The organism is Rhodococcus sp. AH-ZY2 (genome assembly GCF_030916465.1).
GTDB lineage: Bacteria > Actinomycetota > Actinomycetes > Mycobacteriales > Mycobacteriaceae > Rhodococcus > Rhodococcus ruber.
Window position 1 is genome coordinate 3,166,579 of record NZ_CP126458.1, and the last position, 24,280, is coordinate 3,190,858.

Below are 24,280 nucleotides of genomic sequence, written 5' to 3' on the forward strand. Positions count from 1 at the left end.
CCGCGCTACGCGCCGATCGCCTCGGCGAGAATCGGCCAGGACTCGTGCAGCGCATCCTGCCAGTATCCCCACGAGTGCGTGCCCTCTGCCGCTGTGCTGAAGGTCGCCTCGATCCCGAGTTCGTCGAAGGTCCGTCGCAGCCGCTCGGTGCACTGTGCCGTAGCCGCCTCGATGGATCCGAGGACGAGTAGGTCGACCGGATCCACCTGCCCGCCCAGGGCCGCCTCGTGCGGACCCGGCAGGCCACCGCCGGAGGAGATGTACAGCGTCGTCCCGCGCAACTTCTCCGCGTTCAGCGCCGCGTCGTTGGCAATCCACCCCGGCCCGCCGATCGGGCCCCACATGTTCTCGACCTCGCCGCCCCCGATCGTGACGACGGCTTCGACGTAGCTGCGCCCAGGATCGCTGCTCGTCTGCGCGCACCCGCTGTAGGACGCCACCGCCTCGTACAGTCCCGGCGACTGCTGCGCGAGGGCCAGCACCGAACTGCCCGACATCGACATCCCCGCCACGGCGTTGCGACCGTCGGCGCCCAGTGCCGCGTCCACGACCGGCGGCAGTTCCGACGTCAGGAACGTCGCCCACCGGTGCCGGCCGAGCTTCGGGTCGTCACGGACCCAGTCCGTGTAGTATGAGAAGGCCCCGCCCACCGGGGTGACGACGTTGACGTTCTTGCCGTCGAAGAACTCGCGGACGTCCGTCTGCTCCCGCCAGTTCGCGGCGTCCTCGCCCCCACCCGCTCCGTTGAGCAGGTAGAAGGTCGGCCGGGCAGCGGAAGTGTCGGCGGGCCGGATCACCTCGACCGGGATCACCCGGTCCATGGACGGTGAGTACACGTGCAACACCCAGTCGCGCGCGGTTCGCTCCTCCACGTGATCGACGTAGGCCTCGGCCGGAGCCGGCTCGGCGGCCGCCGGTGCCGTCAGCAGGGACGCCGCGGCGAGCAGGGCCGCCGCGACCGTCGCGCCTCGCCGCCGGATCGCGGGCAGGTCGAGCACTGTGCCTCCCTCTCACATGCCGATCCCCCGGCCGGGCCGGCCGGGGGACGTGCTCGTCGGAACATATCACCGGCGGGTTCGGCCGCGGGTCAGCAGCAGCCGGGACCGACGGGCCCACGTACCTCGCGGGTGGCCGCGTTGCGTGCCGCGAGTTCGTCGTCGGGGGGATAGTCGACGCCGACGAGGCTGAGTCCGTGCGCCGGAGCCACGGCCACGGCCGCGGCGCGCTGCCGTTCGTCGAGCAGCGCGGTCGTCCACTCGACACTGCGCCGCCCCTCCCCTACCGCGAGGACCGCCCCGACGAGGCTGCGCACCATCGACCAGCAGAACGCGTCCGCGCTCACGTGCGCGGTGAGGATGTCCCCTGTGCGCGTCCAGTCGAAGCGTTGCAGTTCGCGGACCGTCGTCGCACCGTCGCGCCGCTTGCAGAAGGCGGCGAAGTCGTGCAGGCCCAGCAGCGACCGCGAGGCGGCACGCATGGCGTCGACGTCCACCGGTTTGGGCCAGGCGACGGTGTCGCGGGCCCGCAGCGGCTCGGCGCCGTAGACGGCGGTGGTGAGCCGGTACTCGTAGTGCCGGCGGACCGCCGAGAAACGGGCGTCGAAGTGGGGCGGGGCGACGGAGATGCCGGTGACGCGGACGTCGCGCGGCAGGAACCGCGCGAGCCGCCGCACCAGGCGGGCGAGGTCGTCCGGAAGGGCAGCGGTGGGGACGTCGACGTGCGCGACCTGACCGGACGCGTGCACCCCGGCGTCGGTCCGCCCGGCGACCGTGAGCTGGACCGGAGTGCGTACGACCGCCCCGAGCTTCTCTTCGATCTCCCCGCACACCGTCCGTCGTCCGGGCTGCCGTGCCCAGCCGGAGAAGTCGGTGCCGTCGTAGGCGATGTCGAGCCGCAGCCGGGTGCTGTCCTCGCCGGCGGCGGACGGGTTCTCGAAAGCAACGGGCCCGCCGCCCCGGTGGGGGGCGACGGGCTCGTTCGCTTCAGCGGATGCCGAAACCAAGTGGACTAGTCCTTCTTGGCCTCGTCGGCGTCCTTGGCGTCGGCCGCGGTGGCGGTCTCGTCCTCGATCGCGTCGACGACGGCGTCCGCGTTCTCGACCTGCGCGTCGGAGGCGTCGGCCTCGACGGCCTCGACGACGTTCTCCTCGGCCGGGGCCTCGGTGGCCGGCGCGCTCTGCGAGGCGGCGACGCGACGGGCGCGGTCGGCCTCGGAGGTGACGGTCTTCTCCTTGACGAGCTCGATGATCGCCATGGGAGCGTTGTCACCCTTGCGCGGCATCGTCTTGACGATGCGCGTGTAGCCGCCGTTGCGGTCCTCGTAGAACGGGCCGATCTCCGCGAACAGCGTGTGGACGACGTCCTTGTTGCGGATGACCTTCAGCACCTCACGACGGTTGGCCAGCGTGCCGGCCTTCGCGTGCGTGACGAGCTTCTCGGCGTAGGGCCGCAGGGCCTTGGCCTTGGCCTCGGTGGTGGTGATGCGGCCGTGCTCGAAGAGCGCGGTGGCCAGGTTGGCCAGCAGCGCCTTCTGGTGCGAGGCCGACCCGCCGAAGCGGGCACCCTTCTTGGGCTTGGGCATGATGAATCTCCTAGTAACGGACCGTGAGCTGCTACAGCTGCTCGGTCTCGGCGTAGTCCTCGTTCCCCTCGGCGTCGCCGAAGGAACCGGCGTCCGTGTCGCTCCAGGTACCGGTCGCGGCGTCGTAGCCGGCGACGGTGCTCGGGTCGAAGGACGCGGGGCTGTCCTTGAGGGAGAGGCCGAGCGAGTGCAGCTTGACCTTCACCTCGTCGATGGACTTCTGACCGAAGTTGCGGATGTCGAGCAGGTCGGACTCCGTGCGTGCCACGAGCTCACCGACGGTGTGCACACCCTCGCGCTTGAGGCAGTTGTAGGACCGGACCGTCAGGTCGAGATCCTCGATGGGGAGTCCGAAGGAGGCGATGTGGTCGGCCTCGGCGGGCGAGGGACCGATCTCGATGCCTTCTGCTTCGACGTTCAGCTCACGAGCCAGACCGAAGAGCTCCACCAGGGTCTTGCCCGCCGAAGCGAGCGCGTCCCGCGCGGTGATCGAGTTCTTGGTCTCCACGTCGAGAATCAACCGATCGAAGTCGGTGCGCTGCTCGACGCGGGTCGCCTCCACCTTGTAGGTCACCTTGAGCACCGGCGAGTAGATCGAGTCGACCGGGATGCGGCCGATCTCGGCGCCGGACGCCTTGTTCTGAACGGCGGGGACGTAGCCGCGGCCGCGCTCGACGACGAGCTCGATCTCCAGCTTGCCCTTGTCGTTCAGGGTGGCGATGTGCAGGTCCGGGTTGTGGACGGTGACACCGGCCGGGGGCACGATGTCACCCGCGGTCACGGTGCCGGGGCCCTGCTTGCGGACGTACATGGTGACCGGCTCGTCCTCTTCCGAGCTGACCACGAGGCCCTTGAGGTTCAGGATGATGTCGGTGACATCCTCCTTGACCCCGGGAACCGTGGTGAACTCGTGGAGCACGCCGTCGATGCGAATGCTGGTGACGGCCGCGCCCGGAATCGAGGACAGCAGGGTGCGACGAAGCGAGTTTCCGAGGGTGTACCCGAAGCCCGGCTCGAGGGGTTCGATGACGAACTTCGAGCGGTTGTCGGCGATGACCTCTTCGCTGAGGGTGGGTCGCTGCGAGATGAGCATGGAGTGCCTCCTTGTGGGCGTCCGCCATATGACGCCCTGGTCGGGATGTGGTGTCCCCCCGGTCCTCGGGAGGACCGGAAGGACACCACGGCGCGAAGCGCCTTACTTCGAGTAGTACTCGACGATCAGCTGTTCCTGCAGCGGGATGTCGATCTGCGCGCGCTCGGGGAGCTGGTGGACCAGCACCCGCAGACGCGGGCCGACGACCTGCAGCCAACCCGGGATCGGACGATCGCCCTGGGTCTCACGGGCCACCTGGAAGGGCAGCGTGCCCAGCGACTTCTCGCGGACGTCGATGATGTCGTACTGCGAGACGCGGTAGCTGGGGATGTCGACCTTCTTGCCGTTCACCAGGAAGTGACCGTGGCTCACCAGCTGGCGGGCCTGACGGCGGGTCCGGGCGAGACCGGCACGGTAGACGACGTTGTCCAGACGCGACTCGAGGATGGTCAGCAGGACCTCGCCGGTCTTGCCGGGCCGGCCGGCGGCCTCCTCGTAGTAGCGACGGAACTGCTTTTCCATCACCCCGTAGGAGAAGCGGGCCTTCTGCTTCTCCTGCAGCTGGAGCAGGTATTCGCTCTCCTTGATCCGCGCGCGGCCGTGCTGGCCGGGCGGGTAGGGGCGACGCTCGAACGCCTGGTCGCCTCCGACGAGGTCGACACGCAGACGACGCGACTTACGGGTAACGGGACCGGTATAGCGAGCCATGATTCAAACCTTCCTTTCCCGTTAGACGCGACGCCGCTTGGGCGGACGGCAGCCGTTGTGCGGCTGGGGGGTGACGTCGGAGATGGTGCCGACCTCGAGGCCCGCGGCCTGGAGGGAACGGATCGCCGTCTCGCGGCCCGAGCCCGGGCCCTTCACGAAGACGTCGACCTTCTTGACACCGTGCTCCTGCGCCTTGCGGGCAGCGTTCTCGGCGGCGAGCTGCGCGGCGAACGGGGTCGACTTGCGCGAACCCTTGAAGCCGACGTGGCCGGAGGACGCCCAGGAGATGACGTTGCCGTTCGGGTCCGTGATGGACACGATCGTGTTGTTGAAGGTGCTCTTGATGTGAGCGGCACCGTGCGGGACGTTCTTCTTGTCCCTGCGGCGCGCCTTCTGGGTCTTCTTGGGACCGGTGCTGCGTGACTTGGGAGGCATTACTTCTTCTTTCCTGCGACGGTGCGCTTCGGACCCTTACGGGTGCGGGCGTTGGTCTTGGTGCGCTGTCCACGCACGGGCAGACCACGACGGTGTCGCAGGCCCTGGTAGCAGCCGATCTCGATCTTGCGACGGATGTCCGCCTGGACCTCGCGGCGGAGGTCACCCTCGACCTTGTAGGTCTCCTCGATGAACTCGCGCAGCTTGGCGAGATCCTCGTCGGAGAGGTCCTTGCTGCGCAGATCCGGGCTCACGCCGGTGGCCTCGAGGATCTCCTTCGAGCGGGTACGGCCGATGCCGTAGATGTAGGTCAGTGCGATCTCCATCCGCTTTTCGCGGGGAAGATCGACACCTGCGAGACGTGCCATGTGGCATTCCTATTCGGTGTGCGGAGGTCTGCTCCCAGCCCGTCCCCTGCGTCGTGAAACTGTGTGGTCCCGCGGCCCGGCCGAAGCCGGAACGCCGGTAGTCCGAAACACAGTGGGGCCCCGGCCTCCGAACCGGGGGTGTATCGCGCGGCTCCCCGACGAATCGGGAATCGTGACCGAACGACTGGTACTGGAAGGTCTTCTCTAGCTTGTTGCCAAGCCGATCCTTCGAAGAGCGGGTGGTCTAGCCCTGGCGCTGCTTGTGGCGCAGGTTCTCGCAGATCACCATGACCCGGCCGTTACGGCGGATCACCTTGCACTTCTCGCAGATCTTCTTGACGCTCGGCTGAACCTTCACGGTGCGTCTGATCTCCTGTGTGTACGCCTGCGGCAGGGCACGAGGCATGCTGCAGACATGGTTCTCCCCGACCGTGCGGCCGGGGAAGCTCTTACTTGTAGCGGTAGACGATGCGCCCACGCGACAGGTCGTAGGGCGAGAGCTCTACGACAACCCGGTCCTCGGGCAGGATGCGAATGTAGTGCTGACGCATCTTGCCGCTGATGTGAGCCAGGACCTTGTGACCGTTCTCGAGCTCAATGCGAAACATCGCATTGGGCAGCGGCTCGATCACGCGACCCTCGACCTCGATGGCTCCGTCTTTCTTGGCCATATCCTCCGCGATCCGTGTTGTTCGGCGTGTGGTTGCATCGGTGTCCGTTACCGTGACGCTCGGCGTGACCGGACTGCGGACACCCGCAGACCGGCGCGCAGGGCGCACCATCGATCTATGTTACGGGAACTTTCCCACCAGGGCCAAATGCCGACATACAGGAGGACAACCGTGCGGGCGTTGGTTCAGCGGGTGACGGGTGCCGCGGTCGCGGTCGACGGCCGCGAGGTCGCGCGGATCTCACCCCCGGTCGGCGGACACGGGCTGCTCGTGCTCGTCGGGGTGACCCACGACGACGACGCGGCCAAGGCCGCGGCGCTGGCCCGGAAGGTGTGGACGATGCGGATCCTCGAGGACGAGAAGTCGGCGTCCGATCTGGCGGCCCCGATCCTCGTGGTCAGCCAGTTCACGCTCATGGCCGACACGCGCAAGAGCCGGCGGCCGTCCTGGTCGGCGGCCGCGCCCCGCGCGGCGGCCGAGCCGCTGGTGGACGAGTTCGCGGCGGCCCTGCGGGAGCTGGGCGCCGACGTGCAGACCGGAGTCTTCGGGGAGCACATGGAGGTGAGCCTCGTGAACGACGGTCCGGTCACCCTCCTGGTCGAGGTGTGAACCGGAGTCGGCGGCCCGGGCGACGATCCCGTTCGGCTTCTCGGGCAGCGAGCGGTGCATTCGCTCGCCGCCACCGCCGCGCTACTCCGGGCGCGGGGTGAGGATGCGCGGGCCGTCCTCGGTCACCGCGACGGTGTGCTCCCAGTGCGCGGCGCGGCTGCCGTCGGTCGTGACGACGGTCCACTTGTCGTCGAGCACCTCGGTCTCGTAGGTGCCGAGCGTCAGCATCGGTTCGATGGCGAGCACCGATCCCACCACGAGGCGGGGGCCCTTCCCGGGCTCGCCCTCGTTCGGCAGGAACGGGTCCATGTGCATTTCGCGGCCGATGGCGTGCCCGCCGTATCCGTCGACGATGCCGTAGTGCCGGCCGTGTACCCGCTCCGCCTCGCGGGTGCCGGTCTCGATGGCGTGCGAGACGTCGGTGAGCCGGTTGTCCGGCAGCATCGCCGCGATGCCCGCCTCCATCGACAGCCGTGTCGCATCGCTGAGATCGACGTCGGCGGCGGCGAGTTCCCCGACGCCGAAGGTCCACGCCGAGTCGCCGTGCCAGCCGTCGAGGATCGCGCCGCAGTCGATCGACACGAGATCGCCCTCGGCGAGGATCTCCGTCGCCGAGGGGATTCCGTGCACCACGCGGTCGTTCACCGACGAGCAGATCGAGCCGGTGAACCCGTGATAGCCCAGGAAGGAGGGGACGGCCCCCGCGTCACGGATGACCGCCTCCGCCACCTGGTCCAGTTCCAGGGTGCTCACGCCCGGCTTCGCCGCCTTGCGCACCGCCACGAGTGCGGCGCCGACGACAGCGCCCGCCGCCGCCATCGCATCCAGTTCACCGGCGGTGCGGAACGGAACCACCTTGCGCTTGCGCCCGAAACCCATTGTCTTGCTCCTGCGTCCTTACTTGCCGAGAGCCGCGAGGGCGCGGGCGTTGATCTCGTCGACCTCGCCGACGGCATCGACCGTGACGAGCACATCGGCGTAGTAGTCGAGCAGCGGCGCCGTCTCCTCGCGGTACACCCGGAGCCGGTTGCGGATGACGTCCTCGGTGTCGTCGGCGCGGCCGCGGGCGAGCATCCGCTCGACCACGACGTCCTCGTCGATGTCGAAGGAGAGGACGCCGTCGAGCTTCGTGTCCAGGTCCTTCAGGATGGACTCGAGTTCGCGGGCCTGCTCCACGCTGCGGGGGAAACCGTCGAGCAGGAAGCCGTCGGCGGCGTCGGGCTCGGCGAGACGGGCGCGCACCATGTTGTTGGTGATCTCGGCGGGTACGAGCTCGCCGGCGTCGATGTACTTCTTGGCTTCGACACCGAGCGGGGTGCCCTGCCCGATGTTGGCCCGGAACAGATCCCCGGTGGAGATCGCGGGGACGCCGAGCTTCTCCGACAGGATGGCGGCCTGCGTGCCCTTGCCGGCACCGGGCGGACCGAGGAGTACAAGTCTCACTTGAGGAACCCTTCGTAGTTGCGCTGCATGAGTTGACTTTCGATCTGCTTGACAGTGTCCAGCGCGACACTGACGAGAATGAGCACCGCGGCGCCACCGAAGATGCTGGTGGCGGTCTGGCTGCCGGAGAGGAAGAAGTTGGGCAGCGTCGCGATGAGACCCAGGTACAGCGAACCTGGCACCGTGATGCGGTTGAGGACGTAGCTGAGGTACTCGGCGGTGGGGCGTCCCGGCCGGATACCCGGGATGAAGCCGCCGTACTTCTTCATCTCGTCGGCCCGTTCCTCCGGATTGAAGGTGATGGCGACGTAGAAGAAGACGAAGAAGACGATCAGCCCGAAGTAGATCGCGATGTAGACCGGGTTGTTCGGATTCACCAGGTACTCGTTGATGATCCGCTGCCACCAGCTCGGGTCGGTGGCCGAGGTGGCCCCGGTCAGCTGCGCGATGAGGTTCGGCAGGTACAGCAGCGACGACGCGAAGATCACCGGGATGATGCCGGCCTGGTTCACCTTCAACGGCAGGTACGTCGAGGACCCGCCGTACATGCGCCGGCCCACCATCCGCTTGGCGTACTGCACCGGGATCCGGCGCTGGCCCTGCTCGACGAACACCACGCCGGTGATGACGACCAGCGCGACGACGAGCACGATCGTGAAGACCAGCCCGCCGCGGGACTCGAGAATGGTGCGACCCTCGGACGGCAGCCGCGAGGCGATGCCGGCGAAGATCAGGATCGACATGCCGTTGCCGACGCCGCGCTCGGTGATGAGCTCACCGAACCACATGACGAGGGCCGCGCCGGCCGTCATGACCAGCACGATCACGACCATGCCGAAGATGCTGTCGTCGGCCAGGATCGGTTCGGAACAGCCCTGCAACAGCTGACCGCGGGCCGCGAGGGCGACGATGCCGGTGGACTGCAGCACGGCGAGCGCCACCGCGAGGTACCGCGTGTACTGCGTCATCTTGGCCTGCCCCGACTGGCCTTCCTTGCGCAACTCCTCGAAGCGCGGAATGACCACCGTCAGCAGCTGGACGATGATGCTCGCGGTGATGAACGGCATGATGCCGATCGCGAACACCGACAGCTGCAGCAGGGCGCCACCGGAGAACAGGTTGATCAGCGAGTAGATCCCGGCGGAGTCCCCGCCGCTGAGCTGATCGATGCAGGCACGCACGTTGCCGTAGTCGACGCCCGGAGACGGCAGCGTCGCGCCGAGGCGGTACAGGGCCACCAACCCGAGCGCGACGAGGATCTTCCGCCTCAGGTCCGGGGTCCTGAGGGCCGAGACGAAGGCGGAAAGCAAAGATCCTCCTGGCAGGGCGAAACGGGAGACTGTGGATCGACGCGCGGGGTCCGACGGTCGACAACTCTTGAACTCTAGCAGCGCGCCCGGAACCGGTGCCGTGGCGCCGGGTCGGGGCCGGCCGTCCACGCGGCAGCCGGATGCCACTGCGCGGTGTCCGGCAGGGCGGGAACGCCGAACGGCCGCACTGCAGCACGTGCTGCAGTGCGGCCGTTCGTGTGCTGTGCGTCACGCACGAGCGAACCGGTCAGGCCAGTTCGGTCGCGGTGCCGCCGGCAGCGGTGATCTTCTCCTTGGCGGAGCCGGAGAACTTGTTCGCGGTCACCTGCACGGCCACCGTGAGCTCGCCCTCGCCGAGGACCTTCACGAGCTGGTTCTTGCGAACCGCGCCCTTGGCGACGAGCTCGTCGACGCCGACCTGCCCCCCCTCGGGGAAGAGACGGGCGATGTCGCCGACGTTGACGACCTGGTACTCGGTGCGGAAGGCGTTCTTGAAGCCCTTGAGCTTCGGCAGCCGCATGTGCAGCGGCATCTGGCCACCCTCGAAGGCCGCCGAGACGTTCTTGCGCGCCTTGGTGCCCTTCGTACCGCGACCGGCGGTCTTGCCCTTCGAACCCTCACCGCGACCGACGCGGGTCTTGTCCGTCTTCGCGCCCGGAGCCGGGCGGAGGTGATGCAGCTTGATTGTCACTTGGAGGCCTCCTCAGCAGTGACTTCCTCGACAACGACGAGGTGACGCACCACGTTGATCAAGCCGCGGTTCTGCGCGTTGTCCTCGCGGACCACGGACTGGCGGATCTTCCGCAGACCGAGGGTGCGCAGGCTGTCGCGCTGGTTCGACTTGGCGCCGATGGTGCTCTTGACCTGAGTGATCTTCAGCTCTGCCATTACTTCACGCTCCCAGCGGCCTGTGCCCGGGCGCGCAGCATGCCCGCAGGTGCGACGTCCTCGAGGGCCAGACCGCGGCGAGCCGCGACTTCCTCGGGGCGCTGCAGCTGCTTGAGGGCGGCCACGGTGGCGTGCACGACGTTGATGGCGTTGTCGCTGCCGAGCGACTTCGACAGGATGTCGTGGATGCCCGCGCATTCGAGCACGGCACGCACCGCACCACCGGCGATCACACCGGTACCCGGCGAGGCGGGGCGCAGCATGACGACGCCGGCCGCGGCCTCACCCTGCACCGGGTGCGTGATCGTGGAGCCGATGAGCGGGACGCGGAAGAAGCCCTTGCGAGCCTCCTCGACACCCTTCTGGATGGCCGCGGGAACTTCCTTGGCCTTGCCGTAGCCGACGCCGACCAGGCCGTTGCCGTCGCCCACGATCACCAGTGCGGTGAAGCTGAAGCGACGGCCGCCCTTGACGACCTTCGACACACGGTTGATCGAGACGACACGCTCGATGTAGTTCGACTTCTCGGCGGCACCGCCGCCGCGCGAGTCGCGATCGCGGCGGTCGCGACCACCACGCTGGTCCCCGGTGTTGGGGCCATTCTGTCCGGCGGGGCCGTTGCCGCCGTCACGCCGCTGACGTCCCGGCATCAGGCGTTCCTTCCGTTCGAAGAGATGGTCATCAGAACTTCAACCCGCTTTCGCGAGCCGCGTCTGCGAGGGCCGCGATCCGGCCGCTGTAGGTGTGGCCGCCACGGTCGAAGACCACAGCCTCCACGCCGGCGGCCTTGGCGCGCTCGGCGAGCAGCTGGCCGACCTTGGCGCCGCGCGCCTTCTTGTCGCCCTCGAGCGCACGCACGTCCGGCTCGACGGTCGAGGCCGCCGCCAGCGTGGTGCCCGTCAGGTCGTCGACCAGCTGGGCGTGAATGTGGCGCGAGGACCGGTTCACGACGAGACGGGGACGCTCGGCGGTGCCGGCGACCTTCTTGCGCAGACGGAAGTGCCGACGCTGCTTCGACAGCCGACGCCGGGTGGACGCGTCCTTGCCGAGCGGAATCCGCTTGGCCTTCTGGTTCTCGGTCTGGCTCATGATCACTTACCCGTCTTTCCGACCTTGCGGCGCACCTGCTCGCCCTCGTAGCGGATGCCCTTGCCCTTGTACGGGTCGGACTTGCGCAGCCGGCGAATGTTGGCCGCGATCTGGCCGACCTTCTGCTTGTCGATGCCCGAGATCGAGAACTTCGTCGGCGACTCGACCGCGAACGTGATGCCCTCGGGGGCCTCGATCGGGACCGGGTGGCTGTAGCCGAGCGAGAACTCGAGGTCCTTGCCCTTGAGCGCGACGCGGTAGCCGACGCCGTGGATCTCCATCTTCGTGGTGTACCCCTCGGTGACACCCACGATGAGGTTCTGCACGAGGGTGCGCGACAGACCGTGCAGCGCGCGGCTGCGGCGCTCGTCGTTCGGACGGCTCACGTTGAGCGCGCCGTCCTCACCCTTGGCGATGGTGATCGGCTCGGCGATGGTCAGCGAGAGGTTGCCCTTGGGGCCCTTCACTGCGACGTCCTGGCCGTCGATGGTCACCTCGACGCCCGAGGGGACGGTGACCGGAAGCTTTCCAATACGCGACATTGTGGTGGCCTCCCTTACCAGACGTAGGCGAGGACTTCCCCGCCCACTCCCTGCTTGGCCGCCTGGCGATCGGTGAGCAGGCCGGAGGACGTGGAGATGATCGCCACGCCGAGGCCGCCCAGGACCTTGGGCAGGTTGGTGGATTTCGCGTACACGCGCAGGCCGGGCTTCGACACGCGGCGCACACCGGCGAGGCTGCGCTCACGGGACGGGCCGTACTTGAGGTTGACGACGAGGGTCTTGCCCACCTCGGCATCCTCGGTGCGGAAGTCGGCGATGTAGCCCTCACGCTTGAGGATCTCGGCGATGTTCGCCTTGATCTTCGAGTGGGGAAGCTTCACCTCGTCGTGGTACGCCGTGTTGGCGTTACGCAGACGCGTCAAGAAGTCTGCGATGGGGTCGGTCATGGTCATGGCTGACCTGTTCACCTTTCTCGTTGCGGTTCCCATGCAACACCGGCAGCGGCGACGAACGTGTCGCCGGCGCGGACCGGCCGTGGGCCTACGACGAACTTGGTTTCATGCGGACCGGACGCGGTTGCGACCGGCCCCTGACAGGAGTGACGGTGGACGACCGTGGGTCGCCCACCGTTCACGTCACCAGGAGCTCTTGTGAACTCCCGGAAGCTGACCGCGGTGTGCCATGTCACGCAGGCAGATGCGGCAGAGTCCGAACTTGCGGAAGACCGAGTGGGGGCGCCCGCAGCGCTGGCAGCGGGTGTAGGCGCGCACCGCGAACTTCGGCTTCTTGTTGGCCTTGTTGACCAGTGCCTTCTTAGCCATGGGCTCAGTTCTCCTTGAACGGGAAGCCGAGGTGCTTGAGCAGGGCACGGCCTTCTTCGTTGTTGGTGGCGGTCGTGACGACGGTGATGTCCATGCCGCGCGGACGGTCGATCTTGTCCACGTCGATCTCGTGGAACATCGACTGCTCGTTCAGGCCGAACGTGTAGTTGCCGTTGCCGTCGAACTGGTTGCCGTTGAGGCCGCGGAAGTCCCGGATACGGGGCAGCGCGATGGAGACCAGGCGGTCCAGGAACTCCCACATGCGGTCGCCGCGCAGCGTGACGCGCGCGCCGATCGGCATGCCCTCACGCAGCTTGAACTGGGCGATCGACTTGCGGGCCTTGCGGATCTCCGGCTTCTGACCGGTGATCAGAGCGAGGTCGGCGACGGCGCCGTTGATCAGCTTCGCGTCGCGGGCGGCGTCACCGACACCCATGTTGACGACGACCTTCACGACGCCGGGGATCTGCATGACGTTCGCGTAGTCGAACTCCGCGTTCAGCGCGTCGCGGATCTCCTCGCGGTACCGGGTCTTCAGACGCGGTGTGGTCTTGTTCTCGGTGGTGGTCATGTCAGATGTCCTTCCCGTTCTTCCGGGAAATCCGAACGCGCTTGCCGGTTTCCTCGTCGGACCGGTAGCCCACGCGGGTGGGGTTGCCGTCCGAGTCGATGACAGCGACGTTGGAAACGTGGATCGGGGCCTCCTGCGTCACGATGCCCCCGGAGGAGGCGCCGCGCTCGTTGGCCGAGACCGCCGTGTGCTTCTTGATCCGGTTCACGCCCTCGACGAGGACCCGGTTCTCCTTCGGGTAGGCCGCGATGACCTTGCCCTTGGCACCCTTGTCCTTGCCCGAGATGACGAGCACGGTGTCGCCCTTGTGCACCTTCATCACAGCACCTCCGGAGCGAGCGAGACGATCTTCATGAACCGCTTGTCGCGCAGCTCGCGGCCGACGGGGCCGAAGATGCGGGTGCCGCGCGGGTCGTTGTCACCCTTGATGATGACGGCGGCGTTCTCGTCGAACTTGATGTACGAGCCGTCCGGCCGGCGGCGCTCCTTGGCGGTGCGCACGATCACGGCCTTGACGACGTCACCGCGCTTGACGTTGCCACCGGGGATCGCGTCCTTCACGGTGGCGACGATGATGTCACCGATACCGGCGTAGCGACGGGACGAGCCACCGAGAACGCGGATGCAGAGGATCTCCTTGGCACCCGTGTTGTCGGCGACGCGCAGTCGCGACTCCTGCTGGATCACTTACTTCTCCTTGACCTGGATTGGTGTGTGCGTCAGATTTCCGACCTGGACGCACGCGGTCGTCGGTCGCCCACGGCGCACGCGCGCAAGACACACGGGTCCCGTGAGGCAACCCGTCCAGGGTAGGCGATATACCTCATGCAGGGCAAATCCGCGAACCGTGAGGTCGCTCCCTACCCCGGACCCGGGCGTGTCGTTCCCGGGATCGTCCCGGAACGACCGACGGCACCCGCACCGGCGCACGAGGCGAACGGTGTGGGTGCCGTACTCGATCGTCGTCGACGATGCGAGGAGGACCTACTTGGCCTTCTCGAGCACCTCGACCAGACGCCACCGCTTGGTCGCGGACAGCGGACGGGTCTCCATCAGCTGCACGCGGTCGCCGATGCCGGCCACGCCGTTCTCGTCGTGCGCCTTCACCTTGGTGGTACGGCGGATGATCTTGCCGTACAGCGGGTGCTTCACCCGGTCCTCGAGCTCGACCACGATCGTCTTCTCCATCTTGTCGGAGACGACGTAGCCGATGCGGACCTTGCGGCTGGCGCGCTCTTCCTTCTGGGTCACTGCCTTTTCCTCACTCATGCCGCGTCACCCGCATCCGGGCCGGAGGCCAGGCCGAGCTCGCGCTCACGCAGCACCGTGTAGATGCGGGCGATCTCGTTGCGCACGACGCGCAGCCGGCGGTTGTTGTCCAGCTGGCCGGTGGCCATCTGGAAACGAAGGTTGAACAGCTCTTCCTTCGCCTCGCGGAGCTTGGTGACCAGCTCTTCCTCGGTCAGCTCGCGGAGCTCTGTGGCGGGGGTTCCGGTAGCCATCAGAACTGCTCCTCCCTCGTCACGATCCTGCACTTGCACGGGAGCTTGTGCATCGCGCGCCGGAGGGCTTCGCGGGCAATCTCCTCGTTCGGGTAGCTCATCTCGAACATCACCCGTCCGGGCTTGACGTTCGCGACCCACCACTCGGGCGAACCCTTACCGGAACCCATGCGGGTCTCGGCGGGCTTCTTGGTGAGGGGGCGATCCGGGAAGATGTTGATCCAGATCTTGCCGCCACGCTTGATGTGCCGGGTCATGGCGATACGAGCGGACTCGATCTGCCGGTTGGTGATGTAGGCCGGCTCGAGAGCCTGGATGCCGTAGTCACCGAAGGTCACCTGGGTCCCACCCTTGGCGGCACCCGAGCGGCTCGGGTGGTGCTGCTTGCGGTGCTTGACCCGCCGTGGGATCAACATGCGTCAGCCCTCCTGATTCTCGGTCGGAGCGGGTGCATCGGCGGAGGCGGCGCGGCCGGCGTCGGTGCTCGTCGCGGTGGTGCCCGAGGCACCGGAACGACGGGGACGGCTCGGACGCTCGCGACGGGGGCGGTCGGCCGGGGCGGCGGCGGCAGCGGCCAGCTCACGACGGCCACCGACGATGTCGCCCTTGTAGATCCAGACCTTCACGCCGATGCGGCCGAAGGTGGTCTTCGCCTCGTACAGGCCGTAGTCGATGTCCGCACGCAGCGTGTGCAGCGGGACGCGGCCTTCGCGGTAGAACTCCGAGCGGGACATCTCGGCGCCGCCGAGGCGGCCCGAGCACTGCACCCGGATGCCCTTGACGTTGGGCTGACGCATGGCCGACTGGATGGCCTTGCGCATCGCGCGACGGAACGCGACACGGTTCGAGAGCTGCTCGGCGACGCCCTGCGCCACCAGCTGGGCCTCGGACTCGGCGTTCTTGACCTCGAGGATGTTCAGCTGAACCTGCTTGCCGGTCAGCTTCTCGAGCTCGGCGCGGATGCGATCGGCCTCGGCGCCGCGGCGGCCGATGACGATGCCCGGACGCGCGGTGTGGATGTCCACACGCACACGGTCACGGGTGCGCTCGATCTCGACCTTGGCGATGCCGGCGCGTTCGAGGCCGGTGGCCAGGAACTTGCGGATCGCGACGTCTTCCTTCACGTACTCCGCGTACTGCTTGTCGGCGTACCAGCGCGACTTCCAGTCGGTGGTGATGCCCAGACGGAAGCCGTGCGGGTTGATCTTCTGGCCCACTACTGAGCTCCCTTCCGGCGGTTACGGTTTCCAGCAGACGCAGGCGCCTTGCTCTCGACGATCACGGTGATGTGGCTCGTCCGCTTGCGGATGCGGAATGCACGGCCCTGGGCACGCGGCTGGAACCGCTTGAGGGTCGCGCCCTCGTCGACGTACGCCGTGGCGACGACGAGCGTGCTCGGGTCGAGGTCCAGGTTGTTCTGCGCGTTCGCGGCGGCGCTCGCGATCACCTTGGCGACCGGCTCGGCCGCGGACTGCGGCGCGAACTTCAGGATCGACAGAGCCTCGTCCACGGTCTTGCCCCGGACGATGTCGACGACGCGACGCGCCTTCATCGGGGTCACACGCACGTGGCGCGCAACAGCCCGAGCGCTCTTGTTTGTGGTTTCAGTGCTCATCGACGCTTGCTCTTCCGGTCGTCCTTGATGTGGCCCTTGAACGTACGGGTCGGCGCGAACTCGCCGAGCTTGTGGCCGACCATCGACTCCGAGACGAACACCGGCACGTGCTTGCGACCGTCGTGGACGGCGAATGTGTGACCGATGAAGTCGGGCAGAATGGTGGAACGGCGCGACCAGGTCTTGATGACCTGCTTGGTGCCCTTTTCGTTCTGCGTATCGACCTTCGCCAGGAGGTGGTCGTCGACGAACGGGCCCTTCTTGAGGCTGCGTGGCATTCTCTAACTCCCTCCTTGACTAGCGCTTCTTGCCGGTACGGCGACGACGGACGATGAGCTTGTCGGACGCCTTGTTCTTGCGGGTGCGGCCCTCGGGCTTGCCCCACGGGCTGACCGGGTGGCGACCACCGGAGGTCTTGCCCTCACCACCGCCGTGCGGGTGGTCGACCGGGTTCATGACCACACCACGGACGGTCGGGCGCTTGCCCTTCCAGCGCATGCGGCCGGCCTTGCCCCAGTTGATGTTCGACTGCTCGGCGTTGCCGACCTCGCCGACGGTGGCGCGGCAGCGCACGTCGACGCGACGGATCTCGCCGGAGGGCATACGCAGGGTGGCGTAGGTGCCTTCCTTACCGAGCAGCTGGATGCTGGCGCCGGCGGAGCGGGCCATCTTGGCGCCGCCGCCCGGACGCAGTTCCACCGCGTGGATGGTGGTACCGGTCGGGATGTTGCGCAGCGGCAGGTTGTTGCCGGGCTTGATGTCGGCCTGCGGGCCGGACTCGACCGGAGCACCCTGCACCAGGCCCTTGGGGGCGATGATGTAGCGCTTCTCGCCGTCCACGTAGTGCAGCAGGGCGATGCGGGCGGTGCGGTTGGGGTCGTACTCGATGTGAGCGACCTTGGCCGGGATGCCGTCCTTGTCGTTGCGGCGGAAGTCGATCAGGCGGTAGGCACGCTTGTGTCCGCCACCCTTGTGCCGGGTGGTGATGCGGCCGTGCGCGTTGCGGCCACCGCGGCCGTGCAGCGGGCGAACCAGCGACTTCTCGGGCGTCGAGCGGGTGATCTCGGCGAAGTCCGAGACACTCGCGCCGCGCCGACCCGGGGTTGTCGGCTTGTACTTACGAATTGCCATGAGTCTTCTCGTCCTCTATCTCTCGAGTCCCGGCCGCCTAGGCGACCGGCCCTCCGAAGATCTCGATGGGCTTGCTGTCGGCCGACAGGGTCACGAGCGCGCGCTTGGTGTCCTTGCGCTTGCCGTAACCGAACCGGGTCCGCTTGCGCTTGCCCTGACGGTTGGCGGTGTTGACGCTGGTCACCTTGACGCCGAAGACCTTCTCGACGGCAATCTTGATCTGCGTCTTGTTCGAGTCCGGGTGCACCAGGAAGGTGTAGGTGCCCTCCTCCATCAGCCCGTAGGACTTCTCGGAGATGACCGGAGCCAGCAGGATGTCGCGCGGATCCGCGATCGTGCTCACTTGCTCTCCTCCTTCTCTGCCTGGGCGGACTCGGCCGGCCCGTGGATGAACGCGTTGAGCGCCTCGACGCTGAACACGACGTCGTCGCTGTAGAGCACGTCGTAGGTGTTCAGCTGGTCCGGAGCGATCGCGTGCACGTTCTGCAGGTTCTGCACGCTCTTCCACGCCGCGAGATCCTCACGGCCGACGACGAGGAGCAGGTTCTTGCGATCGGTCAGCTCCGCGAGGAAGGTACGCGCGCCCTTGGTGGACGGCGCCTGCCCGGCGACGAGCTCGGTGATCACGTGGATGCGCTCGTTGCGAGCCCGGTCGGAGAGGGCGCCGCGGAGGGCGGCAGCCTTCATCTTCTTGGGCGTGCGCTGGCTGTAGTCGCGCGGCTGCGGGCCGTGGACGGTGCCACCGCCGGCGAACTGCGGCGCGCGGGTCGAGCCCTGGCGGGCGCGGCCGGTGCCCTTCTGGCGGTACGGCTTCCTGCCACCGCCGCGGACCTCGCCGCGGGTCTTGGTGGCGTGCGTGCCCTGGCGAGCCGCGGCGAGCTGCGCGACGACCACCTGGTGGAGCAGCGCGATGTTCGCGGGGGCGTCGAAGATCTCGGCGGGGAGATCGACGGTGCCGTTGGTCTGGCCGCCGGGGGCCTTGACGTCGAGCGTCAGCTTGGTTGCGGTCTCGGTGCTGGTCATGCCCGTGCACCACCCTTCACTGCGGTCTTGACGATCACGACGCCGCCCTTGCGGCCCGGGATCGCACCCTTGATCAGCAGCAGGCCGTTCTCGGCGTCCACCTTGTGGACCGAGAGGTTCTGCGTCGTGACGCGGTCGCTACCCATACGCCCGGACATGCGGGTTCCCTTGAACACGCGGCCCGGCGTGGCGCAGCCACCGATGGAGCCCGGACGACGGTGCACAGCCTGCGCACCGTGCGAGGCGCCCTGACCGGCGAAGCCGTGACGCTTCATGGTGCCGGCGAAGCCCTTGCCCTTGGAGGTGCCGGTGACGTCGACGAATGCGCCGTCCTCGAAGACCTCGGCGGTGAGCTCCTGGCCGATCTCGATGCCGTCGGTGTCGTCGACACGCAGCTCGACGATGTGGCGCCGAGGAGTGACGCCCGCCTTCGCGAACTGGCCGGCGACCGGCTTGGTGACCTTGCGCGGGTCGATCGCACCGTAGGCGAGCTGCACGGCGCTGTAGCCGTCGCGCTCCTCGGTACGGATCTGGGTGACCACGTTCGGTCCGGCCTTGACGACGGTGACCGGAACGACCCGGTTGTTCTCGTCGAAGACCTGGGTCATGCCGAGCTTGGTGCCCAGGATTCCCTTGATCTGGTTAGTCATGTGTTGTCTCCGCTGCGTCTTCTACAAGCTCGCTGGTCTCGAAAGTCACTGAATGTTGACGTCGACGCTCGCCGGGAGGTCGATGCGCATGAGCGCGTCGACGGTCTTGGGCGTCGGGTCGAGGATGTCGATCAGCCGCTTGTGAGTCCGCATCTCGAAGTGCTCGCGCGAGTCCTTGTACTTGTGCGGCGAGCGGATGACGCAGTACACGTTCTTTTCGGTGGGCAACGGCACCGGGCCGACCACGCGAGCGCCCGTACGGGTCACCGTCTCGACGATCTTGCGCGCAGATGCGTCGATCGCCTCATGGTCATAGGCCTTGAGCCTGATGCGGATCTTTTGTCCCGCCACGCTTATGTGTCCTTTTCTTGCCGCGTTTCGTAGCACCCGAGCGAATCGGGAACCACCTCGTCTGCACAGTTCCGCCCGAACGGCGACGGCGAACAGCACTCTCCACACCTCGTGACCGGGCGCACCCGATCCGCATGCCGCTGTTCATCTGTCATTGTTCTCCGGCACACGCGGTCGGGCGTGTCGCCCTACTGCTCGCTCCGCAGCGTCGAACCGATGCTCGACACCACGGACCGACCTGCCGGATGTACCCGTACGGGTACAGGGAGGTACTGCTTCCGTCTTGCATGTGGCCGCGACCAGGCCGTCAGGCTCGATCCGCGACTGTCACTCGATCTCGTTCCGAGCCGCGGAAAACCGTGACCCGGTCAAGGCAACCCGACCAGTATGCAGGACCGCCCCGGCATTCTCAACTTCGCGTCGGCAGGACGGCCGTCACAATCCTCCGGTCGACAGGGTCGCCGGCGTCCGCACCGGCGCCGCCGCCCCGAGCGTATTGGTCGGATCGGGACCCGGGCCCGGAACCGTCGGCGTGACCACCGGCAGTTCCCGCGCCGCCGGCGCGACCGTCGGCACCTCGCGCCACACCGGCAGCGCCTCCTGCAGGGCCAGCCCCACCGAGATCAACCCGGATTCCTGCCACGGCAGCGCACCCAGCTGGACGCCGAACGGCAGCCCGGTCACCGCCGAGCGGCCGACGGGGAACGAAACAGCCGGGGCGCCGGTGTAATTGGCCCACTGGACGTCGCCGGCCACCCCGGACAGCACGCTCAGACCCGCGAACGCATCGCGGGGACAGCCGTCGTCGAGCGCGCCCGGCAGGGCGATCACGTCGAGCTCGTGGTCGCGGAACATGGCGTTGTACTGGTGCTGATAACGCAGCCGGTCCTGCTCCAGCGAGAAGTAGTCGGCGACGGGCAGCGCCAGAGAGGCCACTGCGGCACTGACGAGCGGCGCGAGGTCGATGCGGTACTCGCCGATCCGGTCGGCGAACTGCCGGTGGTAGGCGCCCATCTCCGCGGTGTCACCGGCCAGGAGCGACTCCGGCGGGTGGGGCATCGACACCGGAACGAGCTCGGCACCCAGTGCGCGCGCCGTCGCGAGGAACTCGTCGAACAGCCGCCGCAGCTCCGGTGCCAACCGGTCGGTCGCGCCGTGCGGGAGGCCGATACGGACGCCCGCGAGCGGGGTCGCCCCGGCGGGCGGTGTCAGCGGGTAGCCCCCCTCGGGCACGCCGGGGCCGCCGGCCGTCACCGGGTCGTCCGTCTCCTCGCCCGCGAGGACACCGAGCAGCAGCGAGGCGTCCGCGAGGCTGTGCCCGATGGGGCCGGGATGGTCCCTGGTCCAGGTGAGCGGGATCATCCCGTGCGAGGTGACCCGCCCGTACGTCGGCTTGATCGTCGAGACGCCGCACGCGCTCGCCGGCAGCCGCAGCGAACCGCCGGTGTCGCTCCCGACGGACAAGGGGGCGAAGCGGGCCGCCACCGCGGCCGCGCTGCCGCCCGACGAGCCGCCCGGGGAGTACCGCGGGTTCCACGGGTTCGCCACCTGTGGGGTCACGACACCGATCGCGAACTCGTCGGTGTGCACGTGACCGAGCAGGACCGCCCCGGCGTCCCGCAGCCGGCGCCACACGCCGGAATCCCCGGCGGCGACGTTGTCCCGGAGCACGTTGCTCGACGCCGTGAGCGGAAGCCCGCCCACCGCGAACAGATCCTTGAGCGCGATCGGCAGCCCGCACACCGGCGAGACGGGCTCGCCCGTCGTCCGGGCGGCGGTGAGCCGGGTGGCCGCCGCGTCGGCGGCGGCATAGGCGAGGTCCGGATAGAGGTGGATCCACGCGCCGACGCCGCCGTCGTGGTCCCGGGTACGGCGCAGGTACGCATCGAGGAGTTCGCGCGGATGCAGCTGTCCGGACTGCAGCAGACTGGCCGCCTCGACCGCGCTCAACATGGCCGGATCGGTGGCCGGGACGGTCGCCGGGTCGGGAAGACGAGACACCGGCCGGGCCTCGGCACGTACGCCGGGGAGCAATCCGAGTCCGACGACGCCGCCGGCAGCGGTGCCGAGGAATCGGCGCCGAGACGTTCGGTGACTCACCGGCTCGACGTTAGTGCCGGCTTCGCATACCCGCAGGGCGAGCACACCGAGCCACCCTCCCCCACGGCGGGTGACCGGTGCGCGATAATCCGTCGGACGGAACCGACCGGTATACCGGAACGCAGGACTGTAGGGAGTGCCGATGACGTCTTCTGCCCAGTCCCGGGCGTCCGGGGGCCGGCCGCTGCGCCGCAGGCCACAGCTGTCGGACGACGTGGCGGTGCACGTCCGCAACCTCATCATGTCCGGCGGGGTCCGGCCCGGTGACTTCATCCGGCTGGACGAGACCGCCGCCGAACTCGGCGTGAGCGTCACCCCCGTGCGTGAGGCATTGCTCACACTGCGCGGCGAGGGACTCGTGGAGCTCGTTCCACACCGCGGTTACGTCGTCGCGCCGTTGAGCCGGGGCGACATCGACGACCTGTTCTGGCTGCAGGGACAGATCGCGGAGGAGCTCGCGCGCCGGGCGGCGGCGGCGATCACCCCGGAGACCGTCGCGGAACTCTCCGACCTCAACGAACGTCTCGCCGAGGCGGTGCGCGGCGGTGACGGGGCGCGGATCGAGGACCTCGAATTCGCGTTCCACCGCACCCTCAACCGCGTGACCGGCGCGCGGAAACTGTCGTGGTTCCTACTCAACGCCACCCGCTACACCCCGGTGCACTTCTATTCGTCCGACCCCGCCTGGGGCGCCGCCGCCGTCGCGTCGCACCGCCGCCTGATCGACGCGCTCGGCCGCGCGGACACCGATTCCGCAGGTGAGGAGACCCGCCGGCACTTCACCGACGGGGCCCGGCGCCTGGTCCGGCACCTCGACGAGATCGGCGTCTGGAGCTGACGCGGCCGCCGCGCGGCACTCGCAGGCCACCCGGACCGCACGGGGCGGCCGGTAACATCGCGGCGTGACGGCGGGATCTACTCGTCGACGGGTCCGCGAGCGGCCGACCGAGAGTTCCACGGCGGAGAGTGATGCTGAGATACCACGACGAAGCGGTCCTCGTCGACGACCTGCACAAGTCGTTCGGCGACGTCCATGCCCTCAAGGGCATCACGTTCTCCGCCCCGCGCGGCTCGGTCCTCGGCATTCTCGGTCCCAACGGCGCCGGCAAGACCACGACGGTGAAGATCCTGTCCACACTGCTGCGCCCGACGAGCGGGCGCGCGGTGATCGCGGGACACGACGTGGTCGCCGACCCGGCCGCCGTGCGCCGCTCGATCATGATGACCGGGCAGTACGCCGCCCTCGACGAGACGCTGTCGGGCCGGGAGAATCTGATCCTCTTCGGCCGTCTGATGGGTCTCGACCGCGCGGCCGCCCGCCAGCGCGCCGACGATCTGCTCCGCGAATTCGACCTGGTCGACGCCGGCAAACGGGCGGTGCGGCACTACTCCGGCGGCATGCGCCGCCGCGTCGACATCGCGTGCGGTCTCGTCGTGCGCCCCGAGGTGGTCTTCCTCGACGAGCCGACCACCGGTCTCGATCCCCGCAGCCGGCAGGGCGTCTGGTCCCTGGTCGGCGCGCTCAAGAAGCAGGGCATCACGGTGCTGCTGACGACGCAGTACCTCGAAGAGGCCGACCTGCTCAGCGACAACATCATCGTCATCGACCGGGGCACCGTCGTCGCCGAGGGCACGGCCAACCAGCTCAAGGCCTCGACCGGAGGCAGCTACTGCGAGATCGTCCCGGCCGATCCGAAGGCCCTGCCGTGGGTGGTGCACGCACTCGGCAACCTCGTCCCGGGCGACGTCCGGGCGGAACTGGCCGCGTCCGACTCCAACGACCGGGTCTCCATCCCGGCGCCGCACGGTCCGGCGACCCTCGCCGAGGCCCTGCGCCGGCTGGCACCCACCCGGATCGAGCTGGCCGACATCGGTCTGCGCCGGCCGTCGCTCGACGACGTGTTCCTCAGCCTCACCGGCCACACGGCCGGCGCCGATGCCCAGGAACCGACGACGGGAGAGCCGGCGTGACCGTGCACACCAAGAGCATCAGCGCCCAGCGGGTGCGGCACGACGCGAAGATCACCCTCCCGGAGAAGCGGGTCGGTTCGCACCGACGGGCCGACCCGACGGTGCTCAACCAGTGGAGTGCGCTCACGATGCGCACCGTTCGCACCATGGCGCGGTACGGCGAGCTCGTCGTCGCCGCGATCACCCCGGTCGTCTTCGGCCTCGGTTTCTACCTGCCGCTGAAGTTCGTCATGTCGCTGCAGGGCATCGACTACGCGCAGTACCTGATGCCGATCATCGTCCTGCAGGCGATGGCGTTCACCGCCATCTCGGCGGCGCAGCTGTCCTCGGGCGAGGCGATGACGGGCCTGACGAGCCGGTTGCAGACCATGCCCGTGTTCAGCGCGGTCCCGCTGCTCTCCCGGATGTCGAGCGCGATGTTGCGGTCCGTCGTGTCCCTGGCGGGGGCGCTGCTGTTCGGGTACGCGATCGGGTTCCGGTTCTCGGCGGGATTCGCCCAGGCGATGCTGTTCTGTGCCACCGCCCTGGCGATCAGTCTCGTCCTGGCGCTGGGCGCCGACGCGATCGGCACGCTGTCGAAGAGTCCCGAGGCCACCGCGCAGGCCCTGACGCTGCCGCAGCTGATCCTCGGCATGCTCTCGTGCGGCTTCGTCCCGGAGGAGGGCTTCCCCGAGTGGATCCGGCCGTTCGTCCGCAACCAGCCCATCTCGCAGTTCTCGTTCGCCATGCAGGACATGGCGGAGGGCGGCGTCACCTGGCAGGTCCTCTTCCCCACCGTGGCCTGGTGCACGGGTCTCGCGCTCGTGTTCGCGCCGCTCGCCGTGTGGGCCAGCACGAGGCGGGGGTGA

38 protein-coding genes are annotated in these 24,280 nt (G+C 68.4%); 4 read left to right on the top strand and 34 right to left on the bottom strand.

Features of this window, described 5'->3' with window-relative positions; all coding sequences use genetic code 11:
* Nucleotides 1-5: 5 nt before the first annotated feature.
* From QNA09_RS15660 to infA, 9 genes are all read right to left on the bottom strand, one after another.
* On the bottom strand, nucleotides 6-998 hold the full coding sequence (locus QNA09_RS15660) for an alpha/beta hydrolase family protein (RefSeq protein WP_308071970.1): 993 nt from the start codon (nucleotides 996-998) through the stop codon (nucleotides 6-8).
* 89 nt (nucleotides 999-1,087) lie between these two features.
* Nucleotides 1,088-2,002, bottom strand: a complete 915-nt coding sequence (truA, locus tag QNA09_RS15665; protein ID WP_119699892.1) for a tRNA pseudouridine(38-40) synthase TruA — start codon at nucleotides 2,000-2,002, stop codon at nucleotides 1,088-1,090.
* Nucleotides 2,003-2,007: 5 nt separating this feature from the next.
* Nucleotides 2,008-2,580, bottom strand: coding sequence for a 50S ribosomal protein L17 (rplQ, locus tag QNA09_RS15670; protein ID WP_003938063.1), 573 nt, complete (start codon nucleotides 2,578-2,580; stop codon nucleotides 2,008-2,010).
* 31 nt (nucleotides 2,581-2,611) lie between these two features.
* Nucleotides 2,612-3,673, bottom strand: a complete 1,062-nt coding sequence (locus QNA09_RS15675) for a DNA-directed RNA polymerase subunit alpha (RefSeq protein WP_003938064.1) — start codon at nucleotides 3,671-3,673, stop codon at nucleotides 2,612-2,614.
* 102 nt (nucleotides 3,674-3,775) lie between these two features.
* Entirely contained in the window at nucleotides 3,776-4,381 is a 606-nt protein-coding gene (rpsD, locus tag QNA09_RS15680) for a 30S ribosomal protein S4 (protein ID WP_003938065.1), read from the bottom strand.
* A 21-nt stretch (nucleotides 4,382-4,402) separates the two neighbouring features.
* Complete coding sequence (gene rpsK, locus QNA09_RS15685) at nucleotides 4,403-4,816, bottom strand: 30S ribosomal protein S11 (protein WP_003938066.1); 414 nt, start codon at nucleotides 4,814-4,816, stop codon at nucleotides 4,403-4,405.
* On the bottom strand, nucleotides 4,816-5,184 hold the full coding sequence (rpsM, locus tag QNA09_RS15690; protein WP_003938067.1) for a 30S ribosomal protein S13: 369 nt from the start codon (nucleotides 5,182-5,184) through the stop codon (nucleotides 4,816-4,818). Before rpsM ends, rpsK begins: the two co-directional genes overlap by 1 nt.
* 244 nt (nucleotides 5,185-5,428) lie before the next feature.
* Nucleotides 5,429-5,542 (bottom strand): 50S ribosomal protein L36, encoded by a 114-nt coding sequence (gene rpmJ, locus QNA09_RS15695; RefSeq protein WP_003938068.1) that lies wholly within the window; start codon nucleotides 5,540-5,542, stop codon nucleotides 5,429-5,431.
* A gap of 91 nt (nucleotides 5,543-5,633) precedes the next feature.
* A complete protein-coding gene (infA, locus tag QNA09_RS15700; RefSeq protein ID WP_003886926.1) occupies nucleotides 5,634-5,855 on the bottom strand; it encodes a translation initiation factor IF-1 in 222 nt (73 codons plus the stop codon).
* Between the two features lie 171 nt (nucleotides 5,856-6,026).
* Here infA and dtd point away from each other — a divergent pair, with 171 nt between their 5' ends.
* On the top strand, nucleotides 6,027-6,464 hold the full coding sequence (dtd, locus tag QNA09_RS15705) for a D-aminoacyl-tRNA deacylase (protein WP_119699893.1): 438 nt from the start codon (nucleotides 6,027-6,029) through the stop codon (nucleotides 6,462-6,464).
* Nucleotides 6,465-6,545: 81 nt separating this feature from the next.
* Here the strand turns inward: dtd and map are convergent, their stop codons facing one another.
* From map to QNA09_RS15830, 25 genes are all read right to left on the bottom strand, one after another.
* Nucleotides 6,546-7,343 (bottom strand): type I methionyl aminopeptidase, encoded by a 798-nt coding sequence (gene map / locus QNA09_RS15710; RefSeq protein ID WP_010595597.1) that lies wholly within the window; start codon nucleotides 7,341-7,343, stop codon nucleotides 6,546-6,548.
* Nucleotides 7,344-7,361: 18 nt separating this feature from the next.
* Complete coding sequence (locus tag QNA09_RS15715) at nucleotides 7,362-7,907, bottom strand: adenylate kinase (RefSeq protein ID WP_010595598.1); 546 nt, start codon at nucleotides 7,905-7,907, stop codon at nucleotides 7,362-7,364.
* On the bottom strand, nucleotides 7,904-9,217 hold the full coding sequence (gene secY / locus QNA09_RS15720; RefSeq protein ID WP_010595599.1) for a preprotein translocase subunit SecY: 1,314 nt from the start codon (nucleotides 9,215-9,217) through the stop codon (nucleotides 7,904-7,906). The genes QNA09_RS15715 and secY overlap by 4 nt, the downstream gene beginning before the upstream one ends.
* 247 nt (nucleotides 9,218-9,464) lie before the next feature.
* Nucleotides 9,465-9,908, bottom strand: coding sequence for a 50S ribosomal protein L15 (gene rplO, locus QNA09_RS15725; protein WP_003938073.1), 444 nt, complete (start codon nucleotides 9,906-9,908; stop codon nucleotides 9,465-9,467).
* Complete coding sequence (gene rpmD / locus QNA09_RS15730) at nucleotides 9,905-10,105, bottom strand: 50S ribosomal protein L30 (protein WP_006947165.1); 201 nt, start codon at nucleotides 10,103-10,105, stop codon at nucleotides 9,905-9,907. The genes rplO and rpmD overlap by 4 nt, the downstream gene beginning before the upstream one ends.
* Complete coding sequence (gene rpsE, locus QNA09_RS15735; protein ID WP_003938075.1) at nucleotides 10,105-10,755, bottom strand: 30S ribosomal protein S5; 651 nt, start codon at nucleotides 10,753-10,755, stop codon at nucleotides 10,105-10,107. The genes rpmD and rpsE overlap by 1 nt, the downstream gene beginning before the upstream one ends.
* A 31-nt stretch (nucleotides 10,756-10,786) precedes the next feature.
* A complete protein-coding gene (rplR, locus tag QNA09_RS15740) occupies nucleotides 10,787-11,194 on the bottom strand; it encodes a 50S ribosomal protein L18 (RefSeq protein WP_010595600.1) in 408 nt (135 codons plus the stop codon).
* Nucleotides 11,195-11,196: 2 nt separating this feature from the next.
* A complete protein-coding gene (rplF, locus tag QNA09_RS15745; RefSeq protein WP_010595601.1) occupies nucleotides 11,197-11,736 on the bottom strand; it encodes a 50S ribosomal protein L6 in 540 nt (179 codons plus the stop codon).
* A 14-nt stretch (nucleotides 11,737-11,750) separates the two neighbouring features.
* Nucleotides 11,751-12,149 (bottom strand): 30S ribosomal protein S8, encoded by a 399-nt coding sequence (gene rpsH, locus QNA09_RS15750; RefSeq protein ID WP_003938078.1) that lies wholly within the window; start codon nucleotides 12,147-12,149, stop codon nucleotides 11,751-11,753.
* A 183-nt stretch (nucleotides 12,150-12,332) separates the two neighbouring features.
* The gene (locus QNA09_RS15755; protein ID WP_003938079.1) at nucleotides 12,333-12,518 is read right to left on the bottom strand and encodes a type Z 30S ribosomal protein S14; all 186 of its coding nucleotides are present in this window, start codon (nucleotides 12,516-12,518) and stop codon (nucleotides 12,333-12,335) included.
* A gap of 4 nt (nucleotides 12,519-12,522) precedes the next feature.
* Nucleotides 12,523-13,089, bottom strand: coding sequence for a 50S ribosomal protein L5 (gene rplE, locus QNA09_RS15760; protein WP_003938080.1), 567 nt, complete (start codon nucleotides 13,087-13,089; stop codon nucleotides 12,523-12,525).
* 1 nt (nucleotide 13,090) lies between these two features.
* Nucleotides 13,091-13,408: a 50S ribosomal protein L24 gene (rplX, locus tag QNA09_RS15765; protein WP_010595602.1), complete on the bottom strand. Its 318-nt coding sequence runs from the start codon at nucleotides 13,406-13,408 to the stop codon at nucleotides 13,091-13,093.
* Nucleotides 13,408-13,776: a 50S ribosomal protein L14 gene (rplN, locus tag QNA09_RS15770; RefSeq protein WP_003938082.1), complete on the bottom strand. Its 369-nt coding sequence runs from the start codon at nucleotides 13,774-13,776 to the stop codon at nucleotides 13,408-13,410. The genes rplX and rplN overlap by 1 nt, the downstream gene beginning before the upstream one ends.
* A gap of 297 nt (nucleotides 13,777-14,073) precedes the next feature.
* On the bottom strand, nucleotides 14,074-14,358 hold the full coding sequence (rpsQ, locus tag QNA09_RS15775; RefSeq protein WP_026137932.1) for a 30S ribosomal protein S17: 285 nt from the start codon (nucleotides 14,356-14,358) through the stop codon (nucleotides 14,074-14,076).
* On the bottom strand, nucleotides 14,355-14,591 hold the full coding sequence (rpmC, locus tag QNA09_RS15780) for a 50S ribosomal protein L29 (protein ID WP_003938084.1): 237 nt from the start codon (nucleotides 14,589-14,591) through the stop codon (nucleotides 14,355-14,357). Before rpmC ends, rpsQ begins: the two co-directional genes overlap by 4 nt.
* On the bottom strand, nucleotides 14,591-15,007 hold the full coding sequence (gene rplP / locus QNA09_RS15785; protein ID WP_006947154.1) for a 50S ribosomal protein L16: 417 nt from the start codon (nucleotides 15,005-15,007) through the stop codon (nucleotides 14,591-14,593). The genes rpmC and rplP overlap by 1 nt, the downstream gene beginning before the upstream one ends.
* Before the next feature lie 3 nt (nucleotides 15,008-15,010).
* Nucleotides 15,011-15,808, bottom strand: coding sequence for a 30S ribosomal protein S3 (gene rpsC, locus QNA09_RS15790; protein WP_003938086.1), 798 nt, complete (start codon nucleotides 15,806-15,808; stop codon nucleotides 15,011-15,013).
* A complete protein-coding gene (gene rplV / locus QNA09_RS15795) occupies nucleotides 15,808-16,206 on the bottom strand; it encodes a 50S ribosomal protein L22 (RefSeq protein ID WP_026137933.1) in 399 nt (132 codons plus the stop codon). Before rplV ends, rpsC begins: the two co-directional genes overlap by 1 nt.
* Nucleotides 16,203-16,484, bottom strand: a complete 282-nt coding sequence (gene rpsS / locus QNA09_RS15800; RefSeq protein WP_003938088.1) for a 30S ribosomal protein S19 — start codon at nucleotides 16,482-16,484, stop codon at nucleotides 16,203-16,205. Before rpsS ends, rplV begins: the two co-directional genes overlap by 4 nt.
* Nucleotides 16,485-16,503: 19 nt before the next feature.
* Nucleotides 16,504-17,337 (bottom strand): 50S ribosomal protein L2, encoded by an 834-nt coding sequence (gene rplB / locus QNA09_RS15805; RefSeq protein ID WP_003938089.1) that lies wholly within the window; start codon nucleotides 17,335-17,337, stop codon nucleotides 16,504-16,506.
* Between the two features lie 37 nt (nucleotides 17,338-17,374).
* On the bottom strand, nucleotides 17,375-17,680 hold the full coding sequence (rplW, locus tag QNA09_RS15810; protein ID WP_003938090.1) for a 50S ribosomal protein L23: 306 nt from the start codon (nucleotides 17,678-17,680) through the stop codon (nucleotides 17,375-17,377).
* Complete coding sequence (gene rplD, locus QNA09_RS15815; RefSeq protein WP_003938091.1) at nucleotides 17,677-18,360, bottom strand: 50S ribosomal protein L4; 684 nt, start codon at nucleotides 18,358-18,360, stop codon at nucleotides 17,677-17,679. Before rplD ends, rplW begins: the two co-directional genes overlap by 4 nt.
* Nucleotides 18,357-19,010 carry a 50S ribosomal protein L3 gene (rplC, locus tag QNA09_RS15820; RefSeq protein WP_003938092.1) on the bottom strand — a complete coding sequence of 218 codons (654 nt, stop codon included), beginning with the start codon at nucleotides 19,008-19,010 and terminating at the stop codon, nucleotides 18,357-18,359. The genes rplD and rplC overlap by 4 nt, the downstream gene beginning before the upstream one ends.
* Before the next feature lie 45 nt (nucleotides 19,011-19,055).
* Entirely contained in the window at nucleotides 19,056-19,361 is a 306-nt protein-coding gene (gene rpsJ / locus QNA09_RS15825) for a 30S ribosomal protein S10 (RefSeq protein WP_003938093.1), read from the bottom strand.
* A 435-nt stretch (nucleotides 19,362-19,796) separates the two neighbouring features.
* A complete protein-coding gene (locus QNA09_RS15830; RefSeq protein WP_040272334.1) occupies nucleotides 19,797-21,461 on the bottom strand; it encodes an amidase in 1,665 nt (554 codons plus the stop codon).
* A gap of 142 nt (nucleotides 21,462-21,603) precedes the next feature.
* Between QNA09_RS15830 and QNA09_RS15835 the strand changes: the two genes are divergently transcribed.
* From QNA09_RS15835 to QNA09_RS15845, 3 genes are all read left to right on the top strand, one after another.
* The gene (locus tag QNA09_RS15835; RefSeq protein WP_026137935.1) at nucleotides 21,604-22,299 is read left to right on the top strand and encodes a GntR family transcriptional regulator; all 696 of its coding nucleotides are present in this window, start codon (nucleotides 21,604-21,606) and stop codon (nucleotides 22,297-22,299) included.
* 131 nt (nucleotides 22,300-22,430) lie between these two features.
* On the top strand, nucleotides 22,431-23,432 hold the full coding sequence (locus QNA09_RS15840) for a daunorubicin resistance protein DrrA family ABC transporter ATP-binding protein (RefSeq protein ID WP_010595606.1): 1,002 nt from the start codon (nucleotides 22,431-22,433) through the stop codon (nucleotides 23,430-23,432).
* Nucleotides 23,429-24,280: an ABC transporter permease gene (locus QNA09_RS15845; protein WP_017681444.1), complete on the top strand. Its 852-nt coding sequence runs from the start codon at nucleotides 23,429-23,431 to the stop codon at nucleotides 24,278-24,280. Before QNA09_RS15840 ends, QNA09_RS15845 begins: the two co-directional genes overlap by 4 nt.

What these genes read in the sequence shown, in the direction of transcription:
- rplQ (WP_003938063.1), bottom strand. Translation starts at nt 2,580, where the DNA reads ATGCCCAAGCCCAAGAAGGGTGCCCGCTTCGGCGGGTCGGCCTCGCAC.
- QNA09_RS15675 (WP_003938064.1), bottom strand. Translation starts at nt 3,673, where the DNA reads ATGCTCATCTCGCAGCGACCCACCCTCAGCGAAGAGGTCATCGCCGAC.
- rpsD (WP_003938065.1), bottom strand. Translation starts at nt 4,381, where the DNA reads ATGGCTCGCTATACCGGTCCCGTTACCCGTAAGTCGCGTCGTCTGCGT.
- rpsK (WP_003938066.1), bottom strand. Translation starts at nt 4,816, where the DNA reads ATGCCTCCCAAGTCACGCAGCACCGGTCCCAAGAAGACCCAGAAGGCG.
- rpsM (WP_003938067.1), bottom strand. Translation starts at nt 5,184, where the DNA reads ATGGCACGTCTCGCAGGTGTCGATCTTCCCCGCGAAAAGCGGATGGAG.
- infA (WP_003886926.1), bottom strand. Translation starts at nt 5,855, where the DNA reads ATGGCCAAGAAAGACGGAGCCATCGAGGTCGAGGGTCGCGTGATCGAG.
- map (WP_010595597.1), bottom strand. Translation starts at nt 7,343, where the DNA reads ATGGGTTTCGGGCGCAAGCGCAAGGTGGTTCCGTTCCGCACCGCCGGT.
- rpmD (WP_006947165.1), bottom strand. Translation starts at nt 10,105, where the DNA reads ATGGCAGAGCTGAAGATCACTCAGGTCAAGAGCACCATCGGCGCCAAG.
- rpsE (WP_003938075.1), bottom strand. Translation starts at nt 10,755, where the DNA reads ATGCCGGGACGTCAGCGGCGTGACGGCGGCAACGGCCCCGCCGGACAG.
- rplR (WP_010595600.1), bottom strand. Translation starts at nt 11,194, where the DNA reads ATGAGCCAGACCGAGAACCAGAAGGCCAAGCGGATTCCGCTCGGCAAG.
- rplF (WP_010595601.1), bottom strand. Translation starts at nt 11,736, where the DNA reads ATGTCGCGTATTGGAAAGCTTCCGGTCACCGTCCCCTCGGGCGTCGAG.
- rpsH (WP_003938078.1), bottom strand. Translation starts at nt 12,149, where the DNA reads ATGACCATGACCGACCCCATCGCAGACTTCTTGACGCGTCTGCGTAAC.
- QNA09_RS15755 (WP_003938079.1), bottom strand. Translation starts at nt 12,518, where the DNA reads ATGGCTAAGAAGGCACTGGTCAACAAGGCCAACAAGAAGCCGAAGTTC.
- rplE (WP_003938080.1), bottom strand. Translation starts at nt 13,089, where the DNA reads ATGACCACCACCGAGAACAAGACCACACCGCGTCTGAAGACCCGGTAC.
- rplX (WP_010595602.1), bottom strand. Translation starts at nt 13,408, where the DNA reads ATGAAGGTGCACAAGGGCGACACCGTGCTCGTCATCTCGGGCAAGGAC.
- rpsQ (WP_026137932.1), bottom strand. Translation starts at nt 14,358, where the DNA reads ATGAGTGAGGAAAAGGCAGTGACCCAGAAGGAAGAGCGCGCCAGCCGC.
- rpmC (WP_003938084.1), bottom strand. Translation starts at nt 14,591, where the DNA reads ATGGCTACCGGAACCCCCGCCACAGAGCTCCGCGAGCTGACCGAGGAA.
- rplP (WP_006947154.1), bottom strand. Translation starts at nt 15,007, where the DNA reads ATGTTGATCCCACGGCGGGTCAAGCACCGCAAGCAGCACCACCCGAGC.
- rplV (WP_026137933.1), bottom strand. Translation starts at nt 16,206, where the DNA reads ATGAGCACTGAAACCACAAACAAGAGCGCTCGGGCTGTTGCGCGCCAC.
- rpsS (WP_003938088.1), bottom strand. Translation starts at nt 16,484, where the DNA reads ATGCCACGCAGCCTCAAGAAGGGCCCGTTCGTCGACGACCACCTCCTG.
- rplB (WP_003938089.1), bottom strand. Translation starts at nt 17,337, where the DNA reads ATGGCAATTCGTAAGTACAAGCCGACAACCCCGGGTCGGCGCGGCGCG.
- rplD (WP_003938091.1), bottom strand. Translation starts at nt 18,360, where the DNA reads ATGACCAGCACCGAGACCGCAACCAAGCTGACGCTCGACGTCAAGGCC.
- rplC (WP_003938092.1), bottom strand. Translation starts at nt 19,010, where the DNA reads ATGACTAACCAGATCAAGGGAATCCTGGGCACCAAGCTCGGCATGACC.
- QNA09_RS15835 (WP_026137935.1), top strand. Translation starts at nt 21,604, where the DNA reads ATGACGTCTTCTGCCCAGTCCCGGGCGTCCGGGGGCCGGCCGCTGCGC.
- QNA09_RS15840 (WP_010595606.1), top strand. Translation starts at nt 22,431, where the DNA reads ATGCTGAGATACCACGACGAAGCGGTCCTCGTCGACGACCTGCACAAG.